Raw genomic sequence first — 13,264 nt, forward strand, 5'->3', positions numbered from 1 at the left:
CAGCTTGATGGTTAAGCGGTTAAGTGGAGAAGGGTGAAACGTAGCGGTTTTGCCCGCCGTGGGCGAGCGCTTCGGCCAGCGCCTGCGCCAGCCCGGGCAGGGAGGGGAACTGCGCCGTGATGACATGGACGGGCAAGCTTTCCAGGTAGGCGGCCATACGGCCCTTCGCCGTAAACCGCGCGTTGAATGCGGAGGCCTGCAGCGCGGGCACGAAGCGCGGCACGATGCCGCCGCCCAGGTAAACGCCACCGCGCGCGCCCAGCACCAATGCAATATCGGCCGCCACGGAGCCGAGCAGGCCACAGAATACGGCGAACGCGCGCTGGCATATCGGGTCGGCGTCCCGGATGGCACCCTCGGTGACCTGCGCCGGCGCAAGCGGCCGCGCCAGGGGCGTACCCGTTTCTGCGTGCAGCGCCGCGTGGATCAGCGATAGTCCCATGCCCGACAGAAGACGCTCGGCCGAGACCCGGCCAAAGGCCTTGTGCGCCGCGCGCCAGGCAATCCATTCATCGTCGGTGTCGGGCATCAGCTCGATATGGCCGCCCTCGCCGGCCAGCGCCACCGCCGGGCCGCTGCGTGCCGGCACCAGGCCGGACACGCCCAGCCCGGTGCCGGGCCCGACCAGCGCCATCGGCGCGCCGGCCACGGCGGTACCTTCGCGCAGCAGCGTCAGGCCGCCTTTGCCGAGATGCGGCAAACCCAGCGCCAGCGCGGTGAAATCGTTGATGGCCAGCAGCAGGTCCAGCCCGAGCGCGCGCTGCATCTCCGAGATGGAAAAGGCCCAGGCGTGGTTGGTCAGCTTCACGCGGTCGCCGGTCACCGGATTGGCAAGCCCCACCGCCGCGTAGCGCGGCCGCGCGCCGCCGCTCGGCAGCGCCGCCAGGTAATGGCGAATGGCGGCCTCCAGCGAAGGGTAGTCGGCCACCTTGAACGCGGTGACCGGCCCGATGCGCTGCGGCGCGGTTTCCAGTGCAAAGCGCACATTGGTGCCGCCGACGTCGCCAAGCAAGCGTGGATAGCCAGGCATGGCGTCAGGCCGAGAAGACATCGGTGCCGTGGCGATGGCGGCTCATCACCAGGCTGACCGGCAACGCCGGGGTCGGGCCCTTGCAGGCGCGCGCGAACACCGCGGCCTTGACCGCGCCCGCGAACGACAGGAAGACGCGATCGGCAGCCAGCAGCGCCGCCAGGTTGAGCGTGACGCGCGCATGCGGCGCCTCTCGCGGATGCGTCACCAGGTAGCCTGGCTGCGTATCGGACAGGGCCCGCTCCAGCTCCGGCGCCTCCGGGAACAGCGAGGCGGTGTGGCCGTCCTCGCCCATGCCGAGCACCACCACGTCGGGCTGGCGCCAGGCCGCGTTCAGCCGCGCGACGGCGCCGGCCGGATCGGCCACCTCGGCGGCATCGGCCACCAGCGGCACAAAGGCCGCCTTGGCTGCGGCGTCGCGCAGCAGGTGCCGGCGCACCAGCGCGCCGTTGCTGTCCTCATGGTCCGGCGGCACCACGCGCTCGTCGACCAGCGTGATGGTGACGGCCTCCCAGCGAACAGTGCGGTGGCGCAGGCGCTCGAACAACGCCACCGGCGAGCGGCCGCCGGACACCGCCAGCACGGCCCAGCCGTTCACGCCGATGGCAAGCGCGAGCGCATGGCCCACCGAGATCGCCATCGCTTCGGCCAGTTCCGCCTCGGAGGTATGTTCGTAGCGTCGCATGGCTCTGTCTCCTGTCAGGGTAAGGGTAGGGTGATAGGTGGCAAGGGTTGCCAGGAAATCCTGCGCCGGCGCGGCCTACACCTCTTCGTGCCAGAGCGAACCGTCGCGCGACATCAGCGCGGACGATGCGGCCGGCCCCCAGGTGCCGGCGGTGTACGGCTTGGGCGGCACGGTGCTCTGGCCCCAGGTGTCGAGGATGGGCTCCACCCAGCGCCAGGCCTGCGCCTGCTCGTCCCGGCGCACGAACAAGCCGAGCCGGCCGCGGATGACGTCGAGCAGCAGGCGCTCGTAGGCGCCCGCGCGGCGCACCTTGAAGGAGTTGGCGAAGTCCAGGTCGAGCGAAGTGGGCGCGAGCGCCACGGTGTCGCCCGGCTGCTTGACCAGGAAGTACAGGCGGATGCTCTCCTCGGGCTGCAGCCGGATCACCAGGCGGTTCTGCGGCGACAGCGTCAGCGGGCGCGGGAAGATCGCATGCGGCACATCGCGGAAGTGGATCACGATCTCCGCCACGCGCGACTGCATGCGCTTGCCCGTGCGCAGGTAGAACGGCACGCCCGACCAGCGCCAGTTGGCGATCTCGGCCTTGATCGCGACGAAGGTCTCGGTATGGCTGTCGGCCGCAATACCCTTCTCGTCCAGGTAGCCCGGCACCGGCTTGCCGCCCACGGCGCCGGCGCGATACTGGCCACGCACGGTCTTCTCGGCCACGTCCTGCGGCGTGATGGGCTTGAGCGCCTTCAGTATCTTGATCTTCTCGTCGCGGATGGCGTCTTCGGACAGGCTGGTGGGCGGCTCCATCGCCACCATGCACAGCAGTTGCAGCAGGTGGTTCTGCACCATGTCGCGCAGCGCGCCGGTGCGGTCGTAGAAGTCGCCGCGCGTTTCCACGCCGAGTTCCTCGGCGATGGTGATCTGCACATCCTGCACCCATTCGCGGCGCCAGAGCGGCTCGAACAGCGCATTGCCGAAGCGGATCGCCATCAGGTTCTGCACCGACTCCTTGCCGAGATAGTGATCGATCCGGTAGATCTGGTCTTCCGCGAAGAACTGGGCCACGGCCGAGTTGATCGCGTCGGAAGAAGGCAGGTCATGCCCCAGCGGCTTTTCCAGCACGATGCGGACATTGGGATGATTGAGGCCCGTACGCGCCAGTTGCTCGCAGATGGGCACAAAAATATGCGGCGCGGTGGCGAGATAGCAGACGACCACCGCGGGCGCCCGCTCCAGCACCTTGCGCGCCAGCGCGTCGAAATGCGCAGGCTCGCGCGCATCGGCCTGCACGTAGCTGACGCGGGCCAGGAAGCTGGCCCAGGCCTCCGGCGGCGCATGCTCGAGGCCGGGACGCACGCTTTGCTCCAGCGAGCCGACATAGTCCCCGGTGGAAAGCGGATGGCTGCCGGTGGCAAGAATGCGGGCGGCGGGGTGCAGCAATCCCGCGCGATGCGCATCGAACAGCGCCGGCAGCAGCTTGCGCCGCGCCAGGTCCCCGGTGCCGCCGAACAGCACCATGTCGAAATCGGGCATGCTCACCCTGTACTCCTTGTCTTGGCCAGCGTGAATACGGCGCAAGGTCCCGGAGGGCCCCGAATCAACCGGCGCGCGTCACTCTACTGAGGGCGCGATGCGTCGCATAAGTTCCAGCCAGTTTACGTGAGTCGCCGCCGCTTGGCGAGGCGTGGCCGGCACCAGCCGGCGGCGAACGGGCGCCTGCTCCCGTGCAGGGACTAGCCGCCGAGCAGCCCCACCCACAGCGTGCGCGCCTGCAGCTGATAGGCACGGGTGGCCTCGATCAGGGCGCGGCGGGGCGCCGGGTCCATGATGGCCTCGGGCAGCAGCGGATCGCGCACAATGGCGCGGATGATGGCGCGCACCACCAGCATGGTTTCGCGCGCGCCGGCGTCCGGCGCCATGCGCGCCACTTTTGCGCGGCTGCGCTCGAGCTGGGCCAGCGCGCGGCGATAGGTCGATTGCAGCGTCGGCACGTCCCATAGCCGCGCCATGCGCGCGGCGGTATCCGCATCGAACTCGCGCCCGACGAAGAGCAGGCTCGCGCCGGCCATGCCGAGCCGGGACAGCGTCGCGCGCATGGCCGGGGCACCGCCGGCGAGATTGTCGGGGCGGACATTGATGCCGGCCGCGAGCGGGCGAAAGCCGGACAGCGCCAGCGCGCGCTCATGGTGCCGCCATGCGGTCTTTGCGCTGCGCGCCACGGCGGCGTCCTGCACCACCAGCCAGTTTCCGCTCCACTGCTCCAGCCGGCTTTCCTTTTCGAACCAGTGCTCGACTTCGTCGTAGACCGGATTGCCTTCCGGCACCACCGCGTAGCAGCCGCGCTCGGTCTTGACGATGCGGCCTTGCCGCTGCAGCCGCGTCAGGGCCACGCGCACGCTCGGCGTGCCGATGCCCATCACCTCGGCACCGCGCGCCAGCAGTTGCACCGGCAGGGCTCGCTCGGGGTGGCCGAAGAGCAGGTCGAGCACCAGGTCGGTGGCGGAAGGCTCGCGGATCTCAATGTCGTGCATGGGTGACGCCGGGGGGCACCGTGGGCAGCCTGGGAACGGGAAACGACGCGGGGCGTCCAGTCAGTTCGGTGAAGGGTAAACGAGAAATATTTCTTTTCATGACACATATATATCATTTGGTGAAATATTCCGGTATTTGGAGAAACACCTAGGCGAACACCTAGGCGAACACCCCGGTGAGCCAGGGCAACCCCAGGCAAACCGAAACCAGCCTGCCCACCAACGACGCGACCACGATCATGGACAATCTGCCCAACCCATATGTCAGGACCGAAACCACCGGCCCGGTATATACCATCATTCTGGACCGCGCCGACAAGCGCAACGCCGTGGACGGCCCCATGGCGCTGGCGCTGCGGACGGCCTTTACGCAGTTCGAGTCCGACCCCGCGCTGCGAGTGGCAGTGCTGTGGGGCGCTGGCGGGCACTTCTGCGGCGGCGCGGACCTGTCAGCGGTGGGCGACCCCGCGCGCCGCCACGAACTCGATCCGCAAGGCGGCGGCGCGGGGCCGATGGGGCCTAGCCGGATGGCCTTGTCCAAGCCGCTGATTGCCGCGGTCAGCGGCTATGCGGTGGCGGGCGGGCTGGAACTGGCGCTGCTGGCGGACCTGCGCGTGGCCGAGCGCGACGCGGTGTTCGGGGTCTTCTGCCGGCGCTGGGGCGTGCCGCTGATCGACGGCGGCACGGTACGGTTGCCGCGCATCGTCGGCATGAGCCGTGCGCTCGACATGATCCTGAGCGGCCGCGCGGTAGCCGCCGGAGAGGCGCTGGCGATGGGCCTGGCCAACCGCGTGGTCGAGCCGGGCCAGGCCCGCGCTGCCGCCGAGGCGCTGGCGCATGAGCTGGCGGCGTTTCCCCAGCGTTGCATGCTGGCCGACCGTGCCTCCGCCTACGGGCAGTGGGACCTGCCGCTGGCCGACGCCCTGCGCGCCGAGGGCGCCAATGGCACCCCGGTCGTGTTCGAGGAAGGCATCCAGGGCGCCGCCCGCTTTGTCGGCGGCGCCGGGCGGCATGGCGATTTCTCCGGCTGAAGCGCTCGCCGGAGCTCGCGCCAATCCGGGGCGAACGCACCCCGGACCATCAAAGCGTACCCGTTTCTGCGTAAGAAAAAACCAGGGAGAGACAGCACCATGGCACCCACCACGCTTGCGTTGATCCGCCGCGGCGCGGCCCAGCACGGCCCCCGCACCGCCATCGTCTTCGGCGGGCAAAGCCTGACCTTTGGCGAAGTCGATGCGCTTAGCGCGCGCCTTGCCCACGCGCTGCAGGCGGCCGGCGCTGGCCCGGGCGAGCGCGTCGCGCTGCTGCTCAATAACGGCCTGCACAGCATCCCGCTGGACTTCGCCTGCGTCAAGGCCGCGCTCAACCGCGTGCCGCTGAACGCGCGCCTGTCATTGGCCGAGCACCAGCGCATGTTGCTGGACACCGGCTGCCGGATGCTGGTATTCGGCCCCGATCTCGCCGAGCGTGCACAAGCGCTGCGCCAGGCTTTGCCGGAACTCGCCTGCCATGGCCTGGGTGCGAGCCTGGATGGCGGCATCGATCTGCTCGCCGCGGCGCAGTCGCGGCCCGCCACCGATCCTCCGGTGCAGGTCGCCGAGGACGACGTCATCCTGACCTTGTTTACCTCGGGCACCACCGGCACCCTCAAGGCCGCCCGGCATACGCAAGCCTCCTACGCGGCGATCTGCCGCAACGTGCTGCTCAACCTGCTGCCCGCCGCGCCCGACGACGCGATGCTGCATGCCGCCTCGCTGATCCATGCCAGCGGCGTGTTCGTGCTGCCGTTCTGGCTGCGCGGCGGCAAGACCGTGATCCTGCCCGGCTTCGAGCCCGCGAGCTTCCTCGCGGCGATCGAGCGCGAACGCGTCACCGCCATCAACCTGGTGCCGACCATGCTGCAGATGCTGGTGAGCTTGCCGGCCATGGCTACCTGCAAGGCCGACGCGCTGCGCTACGTCATCTACGGCGCGTCGCCGATGCCACGCCCGGTGATCGAGCGCGCCATGGCGATCTGGGGCCAGCACCGTTTCTGGCAGTACTACGGCCAGACCGAGGTGCCCCTGTGCCTCGCCGTCCTGCGCCCGGAGGACCATCACGGCGAGCGGCTCGGCGCTTGCGGCCAGGTGGCGCTGGACGTGGAACTGCGTCTGCTGGACGAAGCCGGCAACGACGTGCCGCCCGGCCAGCCGGGCGAGATCGCGGTACGCGCGCCGTCCAGCGTGGCCGGCTATCACGACGCCCCCGAACTCACCGCGCAGACCTTCCTGCCCGACGGCTGGGTGCGCACGCGCGATATCGGCGTGTTCGATGCCGACGGCTTCCTGCACCTGAAGGACCGCACCTCCGACATGATCGTCAGCGGCGGCTACAACGTGTATCCCGGCGAAGTCGAGAACGCGCTGCTGACGCATCCAGCCGTGCGCGAATGCGCGGTGATCGGCCTGCCCGACGAGAAGTGGGTCGAGGCAGTCACCGCCGTGATCGTGCTGCACGCCGGGCAGGCGGCGAGCGATGCGCTGGCGGCCGAGCTGGTCGAACACCTGGCTGCGCGGCTGGCCTCATACAAGAAGCCGCGCCACGTGCTGTTTGCCACGGAGCTGCCCAAGACCGCGGTGGGCAAGCTGAACCGGCGCGGATTGCGCGACCGCTATCGCGACGGCGGGGCCGCCTGAGCCAGCCGGGGCGGCAGTGCTTGCGGCAGTACCTGCTCAAGCCGGCGGGAACAAGCCGCCATCGTGCCCGGCGATCGGCGCGGCCAGCCGGGCATCGCCTCGGGGTGGCCGAAGAGCAGGTCGAGCCACGGCCGGTTCCAGGACAGGGGCGCGACAAAGCGTACCCGTTTCTGCGTAGCATCCGCGCGCCCCCGCGACAGGGATCGCCATGTCGCAGCAACCCCATGTCACACTGCGCACTACGCAAGCACTCCCCGCCCTCCCCGACGCCATGACAACCCTGACCATAGCCGCAGCACAGACCACTTCCATTGCCGGCGATATCCAGGCAAATATCGCCCGGCATCTTCGCTTCATGCAGACCGCGGCGGATCATGGCGTACAGTTCCTGGTGTTTCCCGAACTGTCGCTGACCGGCTACGAGCGAACGCTGGCGCGCGCGCTGGCCATCCGGCCGGACGACGCGGTGCTGCACCCCTTGCGCGAATTCGCACAGCATAGCGGCATGATCGCGGTGGTGGGTATACCGGTGCGCGCCGATAACGGCGCCGGCGTATACATCGGCGCGCTTGTGCTGCAAACCAACGGCGAGATCGGCACCTACACAAAGCAGCATCTGCATCCAGGAGAGGAAGCCGCATTTGTGCCTGGTCGCGGCGGCCAGGCCGTCAACGTCGCGGGACATCAGGCCGCGCTGGCAATTTGCGCCGAAATCACGCAACCGGACCATGCACGCATGGCCGCGCAAGCCGGCGCCGGGATCTATGCGGCGGGGATGCTGCTCACCGAAGCCGGCCATGCGCCGGAGACCGGGTTGCTCGCGGGATATGCGGCCGATCACGATATGGCGGTGCTGATGGCGAATCATGGCGGCGCCACCGGCGGCTGGGAAGCGGTCGGACGCAGCGCCATCTGGGCCGAAGGCGGGCGCGCCGTGGTGGCCGCGCCCGGTCCCGGCAATGTGCTGGTGAAGGCAACGCGCGAAGCGGGCCGCTGGTCGGGCCAGGTGGTGCCGGTGCCAGGCGCATTGCCGGCAGCCTGATCAGCACCGCCTTGCTTCGGCTGCGCTGCGCCAGCCGGTCACGGTCACGGTCACGGTCACGATTCCAGCTTGCCGGCTTGCTGCCGCGCAATCAGTGCCGCCAGGCGTGGATCGCGCGCTGCGAACACATCGAACAGCCCGAGCGCGGCCAGGCCCGGCAACAAGGCCAGCAAATCCGCTTCGGCCGCCGCGCGGCTGGCGTCGTCGTGCCGTGCATCGCTCAGCACGCGCCAGCTCGCCAGCAGCGCGCCGACGCTGCCTTTGCGCACGGCCAGTCCGTTGGCCTGGACAGTATCGACGCCATCGGGCAACAAGGCTTCCGGCTTCATGCATCCTCTCCCTTCAGCGCGGCACCGAGCACACCATGCATGGCCGGACCGGCCGCGACAATGCCCTGGCAGCCCCAGCCAAACGGCTTGCCGTCGAGCGCCGTCACGGTGCCGCCGGCCTCGCTCACCAGCAGCGCGCCCGGCAGCCAGTCGTAATAGTCCTGTGCGCATTCCCAGTAGCCATCGATCGCACCGCCGGCCACCAGCGCCAGCAACAGGGACGTGGGCCCATGGACGCGCAGCCCGAACACCTGCGGCAGCAGGCGCCCAAAGCGGCTGAGAAAGTCCGCGGTGTCCTCGCGCACCTGGCCCGGCCAGTTCGGGTGAGCGGTGGCAATCATTGCCGATGCCAGCCTGCCGCGCGCATTGACCCGCAGTGGCTGCCCATCGCAATCGGCGCCCTGGCCGGCCACCGCGCGATAGGTGCGCCCGGTGGCCGGGTCGTGCACCAGCGACAGCGCCGGCTTGCCCTGCACCACCAGGCACAGCGCAATGGTCCAGCCCGGCATGCCGCTGAGGTAATGCAGCGCGCCGTCGATCGGGTCGCAAACCCAGTAGGCGTCCGCGTATTCCGAGGCCTGCCGCGTGCCGCTCTCCAGTTCCTTGTCGGAAAACGGGATCTCCGGCCAGCGCTCCAGCAGGGTCTGTTTCAGTACCTTGCCCACGGCGCCGCTGTGGTGGTCGAAGCCAACGCGCAGCGCCTCGAAATCGGCCGGCGCGCTGCGCGGCTGCTGCGCGCGCAACCGTCCTCCCTGTTCGGCAAGCAGGGCGGTCAGCGTGTCGAGCACGGCGGCCAGCGGCTGCCCGAAGCGGGCCGGGAGGGTCGGGGTATCTGATCTGGCATTCACGATGGATCGCTCCTGGGGTGATGGGTGTAGCCAGTCTATGCATGTGCCCGATTGCCTGCTAACGATAGAATGCCAATTTATGATTCAAATGGGCCATCCCGATGTCGCTACTGGAAATCCGCCCGATCGCGCATCCCGCCTCGCGCGAACAAGTGCCGCACCAGCATGCGCAGGGGCAGCTGTTCACGGTGAAATCCGGCGTGGTCAGCATCGAGGCCGGCGGCGGCCGCTGGCTGATGCCGACCGGCTGCATCGGCTGGGTCCCACCGTACGAAGCCCACGGTGCCCACATGCACGGATCGATGGCCGGCATGAGCCTGTACTTCACCGAAACGTGGAGCCGCGCCTCGATGCCGGCCGCTCTCAAGGTGGTGCGCCTGTCGCCGTTGCTGGCCGCCTTGCTCGATACGCTGGCCCGGGCCGAGCCGCCCGCCGGGCCGGCGCGCGAGCACTACCTGGCGGTCTTTGCCGACGACTTCACCCGCCAGCCGGCGCAGACGCTGTTCCTGCCCATGCCGCAGGAACCCCGGCTGCTGCGCATGGCCACTGCGCTGCTCGCCACCCCCGACGACAACACCGGCCTGGACGGCTGGGCCGGGCGCATCGGCATGGCCCGCCGCACCCTGACCCGCCGCTTCCAGGCCGACACTGGCTGGAGCCTGACGCAATGGCGCCAGCAACTGCGCATGCTCACGGCCATGGAACGCCTGGCCGCCGGGGAAAGCGTCACCGCCGTGGCGCTCGGCCTCGGCTACGCCAGCGTCAGCAGTTTTATCGCCTTGTTCCGCCGCTATACCGGAATGACGCCGCGCGCATACCTGGCGGCTGGCCGGGATTGAGGCCCGGCAGGGCAACGGCGCCGGCCCGGCACCTGAGCAGCCTGTCAGATTGAATTCCAATATTCACAGCAGGCAACGCGGACAATCGATCCGATATGGCGGCCCCCCTGGACACAGACTGTTGCGTAATTTGCAGCAAATAATGCCGAATATCCATTACGTCCGGCTTATGAAATATTTGAAAGAATTCGGCGCCTCGGTAGTAATTCGGATTGCATTCCCCCCAATCGCCGGGTTTCTCCCGATTTCTCGTTTTCCATAGTCCGGACAACGCTCGCGCCAAGGCATAATTGAAACGTACGGCCAAAAGTCACATCGGCTACCGTGCAGGCAATGGCCATGTTCCTGAACGGAACGGCAGGATGCCGGCAGACGGATCGATGCATTCAGACTGCGATATTGAAGCCAAGGATTGGCCCATGCCTTTTAAAATTGATCTGGCCACCGTACTCTTGCTTCACACCACGTCGCTGATCGCGGGAGCCCTGGGCATCCTGAATATAAGGCGGAAATCGCCGGTATCGCGGGGGCTCGGCAGGCTGGCCTTCGCGCTGACGAGCCTGGCATGCGGCGCCACCCTGGCGGGCCTGGGCGAGCAGGCCGCGATACCGCACTGGCTATGGACCCATCTGAGCCTGCTGCTCGGCACCAGCGGCTATGCACTGCTGTGGGCCGGCATGCGCGCCATGAGCGGCAGGCGGCGTGCGCTGCGCTCGGTGATCGTGCTGGTGCCGGCCGTCTGGTTCCTGGCTGGCATCGTCACCGAGTTCACGGCGACCGACGCGCTGCGGGCCAGCGCATTCCACCTGACCGCGGTCTCGTTCCTGGCCGCGTCCGCCGTGGAGATCTGGAAAGACCGGTGCAGCGAGCCGCTGCACTCGCGCCTCGCCCTGGTGGCCTGCCTGGCCGCCAGCGCGGCCATCTATGCGACGCGGCTGGTCTGCATCGTTGGCGATATACGTACGTCGTTCGACATGGCCACGGCGTTCTTCCTGCAGATCTTCTGCAATTTCGCCATCGCCATCCTGGTCATCGCGCTGGTAAGAGAACGCGCCGAAGCCGATCTCCGGCTGGCGGCGCAAACCGATGCGCTGACCGGGGTGGGCAACCGGCGCTGGTTTCTCGAGCGCCTGCCCCCCAGGCCACTGCCCGGCAGTGCCGTCGCCATCCTCGATCTGGATCGCTTCAAGGAGATCAACGACCGCTTCGGCCATCCCGCCGGGGACCGCGTGCTGACCGCATTTGCAAAGACCGTGCAGGGGCACTTGCGCAAGGGCGATGTCTTCGCAAGGTACGGCGGCGAGGAATTCGTGCTTTTCCTGCCGGCAGTCAGCGCAGGCAGGGCGATGGAGATCGCGGAGCGGCTGCGCAAGCGCGCCGAAGGGCTGGCGATCGATATCGACGGACTGCCGGTGCGCATCACCGTCAGCATCGGCATCGCCTGGGTCGATACCGGCACCAGGCCATGGGAGGCCTGGATCCAGGCTGCCGACCGCGCCTGTTACGCCGCCAAGCGCGCTGGCCGCAACCGTGTGACGCGACATGACGGGCAGGCCATGGCTGCCTGAACAGGCGTGGGCGCGCCTCAGGGCTTCGGGAACCCATAGTCCCTCTACCCGGCAGATCCGCGTCCTGCGGGCCTCATGCCAGGTCTCGCGGCCCAGCCTCTGCGCCTGCCGGTGGGGTGAGGCCAAGCCGGGCAGGAGACGCACCCTCGGCAAACAAGCAGCAACCCATCCGCTCTTGTATGCTACGGCTATTGCCGCCGATGTTGGTAGACCAGCCATGAGCCACAAATCCCGGAGCCTGCTCCAGTCGGTTTTCAGTCACCCGCTGAGCAACAATATCCACTGGCGCGAGGTCGAGACCCTGCTCCAGCAACTCGGCGCGAGCGTCGAGCCGATCCAGGGCGCCCGCTTCAGGGTCGTGCTCAACCAGTACGAGTTCTACCTCCACCATCCGCACCACGGCAACGTCTGCGCCAAACAGGAAATCAAGCACCTGCGCGATTGCCTGGTGGCCGCGGGCGTCAGCCCGCCGGTCGACGACGACAAGCCGAAGTGAGCCCGCGCCCGGCCAGACCGGAACCATGACGGCAGCCTTCCCTGCCCGCCCGGGCGAGCAGCGGCCGCCAGACGCCGGCCGCCCCCCATCAACGGTGTGATGCCTTGAGCCTTGCACCTTACCCCTTGCCCCTTGCCCCTCCATTGCTTCAGCCAACCGGAATCCCCATGACCGCTTTGTCCGACTTTCCCATCGCCACCAAATGGCCCGCGCTGCGTCCGGACCGGATCCAGCTGTATTCGCTGCCCACGCCCAACGGTGTCAAGGTCTCCATCATGCTGGAGGAGACCGGCCTGCCCTACGAGCCGCACCTGGTGCGCTTCGATACCAACGAGCAGTACTCGCCGGAGTTCCTGTCGCTCAGCCCCAACAACAAGATCCCCGCGATCCTCGATCCCAACGGGCCGGACGACAGGCCGCTGGGCCTGTTCGAATCCGGCGCCATCCTGCTCTACCTCGCCGACAAGAGCGGCAAGTTCATCCCGCAGGACGCCGGCGGCCGCTACGAGACCATCCAGTGGCTGATGTTCCAGATGGGCGGCATCGGCCCGATGTTCGGCCAGGTCGGGTTCTTCAACAAGTTCGCCGGCAAGGAATACGAAGACAAGCGCCCGCGCGACCGCTACGTGGCGGAAGCCAGGCGCCTGCTGGCCGTGCTGGACACCCGGCTGGCGGACCGCGCATGGATCATGGGCGACGCCTACACCATCGCCGATATCGCCACCTTCCCGTGGGTGCGCAACCTGATCGGCTTCTACGAAGCCGGCGACCTGGTGGGCATCGGGGATTTCAAGCATGTGACACGCGCGCTCGAAGCCTTCCTGGCACGGCCCGCGGTGGTGAGAGGCCTGGATATTCCGAAGCGCGTATGAACGTGCCAACCCGTCGGATGCAGATCGACGATCAACATTGGAGCCATGCCGGTGCCGCTGATTCAGTTTGATGCCCTCGCGTCGGATTTGCCGACGGCGTGGAAATCGTCGGTGGTGGGGCAGGTCGGCCCCGCCCGCATCAAGGTTCTCCGCATGGACGCACAGCCCTATGAAGCCGAGACGCACGACTACAACGAGGGCCTGTTCGTGGTGAGCGGGCAGTTGATGCTACAGGTCGAAGCCGAAACCGTGGTGGTCCGGCCAGGGCAGATGTACCTCGCCCCGGCCGGGGTCTCGCATGCCGTGCTGCCGGGCAGCCATGGCACGCTGGTGATCGTCGACGTCTGATCTCGTGGAC

At 68.2% G+C, this 13,264-nt stretch carries 14 protein-coding genes; 8 read left to right on the plus strand and 6 right to left on the minus strand.

Translation table 11 applies throughout. The features are described from left to right. Nucleotides 1–19: 19 nt before the first annotated feature. From glk to AC3FOF_RS17265, 4 genes are all read right to left on the minus strand, one after another. Entirely contained in the window at nucleotides 20–1,030 is a 1,011-nt protein-coding gene (gene glk / locus AC3FOF_RS17250) for a glucokinase (RefSeq protein WP_276265434.1), read from the minus strand. 4 nt (nucleotides 1,031–1,034) lie between these two features. Further along, nucleotides 1,035–1,715 carry a 6-phosphogluconolactonase gene (pgl, locus tag AC3FOF_RS17255; RefSeq protein ID WP_276265433.1) on the minus strand — a complete coding sequence of 227 codons (681 nt, stop codon included), beginning with the start codon at nucleotides 1,713–1,715 and terminating at the stop codon, nucleotides 1,035–1,037. 75 nt (nucleotides 1,716–1,790) lie between these two features. Next, nucleotides 1,791–3,239 (minus strand): glucose-6-phosphate dehydrogenase, encoded by a 1,449-nt coding sequence (zwf, locus tag AC3FOF_RS17260; protein WP_017230207.1) that lies wholly within the window; start codon nucleotides 3,237–3,239, stop codon nucleotides 1,791–1,793. A 200-nt stretch (nucleotides 3,240–3,439) separates the two neighbouring features. Next, complete coding sequence (locus AC3FOF_RS17265) at nucleotides 3,440–4,237, minus strand: PaaX family transcriptional regulator C-terminal domain-containing protein (RefSeq protein WP_276265432.1); 798 nt, start codon at nucleotides 4,235–4,237, stop codon at nucleotides 3,440–3,442. Nucleotides 4,238–4,476: 239 nt separating this feature from the next. Here AC3FOF_RS17265 and AC3FOF_RS17270 point away from each other — a divergent pair, with 239 nt between their 5' ends. The 3 genes from AC3FOF_RS17270 (at nucleotide 4,477) to AC3FOF_RS17280 (ending at nucleotide 7,954) form a co-directional block, all read left to right on the plus strand. Continuing rightward, nucleotides 4,477–5,268, plus strand: coding sequence for a crotonase/enoyl-CoA hydratase family protein (locus AC3FOF_RS17270; protein ID WP_488727305.1), 792 nt, complete (start codon nucleotides 4,477–4,479; stop codon nucleotides 5,266–5,268). Nucleotides 5,269–5,367: 99 nt separating this feature from the next. Then, complete coding sequence (locus AC3FOF_RS17275) at nucleotides 5,368–6,912, plus strand: class I adenylate-forming enzyme family protein (protein WP_488727252.1); 1,545 nt, start codon at nucleotides 5,368–5,370, stop codon at nucleotides 6,910–6,912. 208 nt (nucleotides 6,913–7,120) lie between these two features. Further along, a complete protein-coding gene (locus tag AC3FOF_RS17280; protein ID WP_488727253.1) occupies nucleotides 7,121–7,954 on the plus strand; it encodes a carbon-nitrogen hydrolase family protein in 834 nt (277 codons plus the stop codon). Nucleotides 7,955–8,010: 56 nt separating this feature from the next. On the opposite strand, the gene AC3FOF_RS17285 is transcribed toward AC3FOF_RS17280, so the two are convergent. Both AC3FOF_RS17285 and AC3FOF_RS17290 read right to left on the minus strand, forming a co-directional pair. Next, a complete protein-coding gene (locus AC3FOF_RS17285) occupies nucleotides 8,011–8,283 on the minus strand; it encodes a hypothetical protein (RefSeq protein ID WP_017230409.1) in 273 nt (90 codons plus the stop codon). Further along, on the minus strand, nucleotides 8,280–9,131 hold the full coding sequence (locus tag AC3FOF_RS17290; RefSeq protein WP_488727254.1) for an inositol monophosphatase family protein: 852 nt from the start codon (nucleotides 9,129–9,131) through the stop codon (nucleotides 8,280–8,282). Before AC3FOF_RS17290 ends, AC3FOF_RS17285 begins: the two co-directional genes overlap by 4 nt. 101 nt (nucleotides 9,132–9,232) lie before the next feature. Here AC3FOF_RS17290 and AC3FOF_RS17295 point away from each other — a divergent pair, with 101 nt between their 5' ends. From AC3FOF_RS17295 to AC3FOF_RS17315, 5 genes are all read left to right on the plus strand, one after another. Next, on the plus strand, nucleotides 9,233–9,970 hold the full coding sequence (locus tag AC3FOF_RS17295; RefSeq protein WP_488727255.1) for a helix-turn-helix domain-containing protein: 738 nt from the start codon (nucleotides 9,233–9,235) through the stop codon (nucleotides 9,968–9,970). A gap of 419 nt (nucleotides 9,971–10,389) precedes the next feature. Further along, a complete protein-coding gene (locus AC3FOF_RS17300; protein ID WP_488727256.1) occupies nucleotides 10,390–11,538 on the plus strand; it encodes a GGDEF domain-containing protein in 1,149 nt (382 codons plus the stop codon). 217 nt (nucleotides 11,539–11,755) lie between these two features. Beyond that, nucleotides 11,756–12,034, plus strand: a complete 279-nt coding sequence (locus AC3FOF_RS17305; protein ID WP_017230404.1) for a hypothetical protein — start codon at nucleotides 11,756–11,758, stop codon at nucleotides 12,032–12,034. A gap of 167 nt (nucleotides 12,035–12,201) precedes the next feature. Then, a complete protein-coding gene (locus tag AC3FOF_RS17310) occupies nucleotides 12,202–12,906 on the plus strand; it encodes a glutathione S-transferase N-terminal domain-containing protein (RefSeq protein WP_488727257.1) in 705 nt (234 codons plus the stop codon). Between the two features lie 51 nt (nucleotides 12,907–12,957). Beyond that, the gene (locus AC3FOF_RS17315; protein ID WP_035817045.1) at nucleotides 12,958–13,254 is read left to right on the plus strand and encodes a cupin domain-containing protein; all 297 of its coding nucleotides are present in this window, start codon (nucleotides 12,958–12,960) and stop codon (nucleotides 13,252–13,254) included. The last annotated feature ends 10 nt before the right edge of the window (nucleotides 13,255–13,264 follow it).

The organism is Cupriavidus sp. 96C5-1 (assembly GCF_057798855.1).